Source organism: Psychrobacter sp. CoH-33_TS_01, assembly GCF_058189395.1.
The window spans coordinates 1-488 of record NZ_JBVGQI010000028.1; the positions used below are offsets into that span (position 1 = coordinate 1).

1 protein-coding gene is annotated in these 488 nt (G+C 62.3%); it reads left to right on the forward strand.

Translation table 11 applies throughout. The features are described from left to right. A partial coding sequence (locus ACZ2XM_RS15410) for a hypothetical protein (protein WP_490619005.1) occupies positions 1-488 on the forward strand: 488 nt, incomplete at both ends.

The window sequence follows — 488 nt, forward strand, 5'->3', positions numbered from 1 at the left end:
GCTGATGCTGATGCTGATGCTGATGCTGATGCTGATGCTGATGCTGATGCTGATGCTGATGCTGATGCTGATGCTGACTCGGACGCTGATGCGGATTGTGATGCCGACGCCGATGCTGATGCTGATGCAGACGCCGACGCCGACGCTGATGCTGATGCCGACGCCGACTCGGATGCCGACGCGGATTGCGATGCTGATGCTGATGCCGATGCCGACGCCGACGCCGACGCCGACGCCGATGCTGATGCTGATGCTGATGCTGATGCCGACGCTGATGCCGACGCTGATGCCGACGCGGATTGTGATGCTGATGCAGACGCCGATGCCGATGCCGATGCCGATGCCGATGCAGACGCCGATGCCGATGCTGACGCTGATGCCGACGCCGATGCAGACGCCGACGCGGATTGTGATGCTGATGCTGATGCCGATGCCGACGCCGACGCCGACGCCGACGCCGATGCTGATGCTGATGCTGATGCTGATGC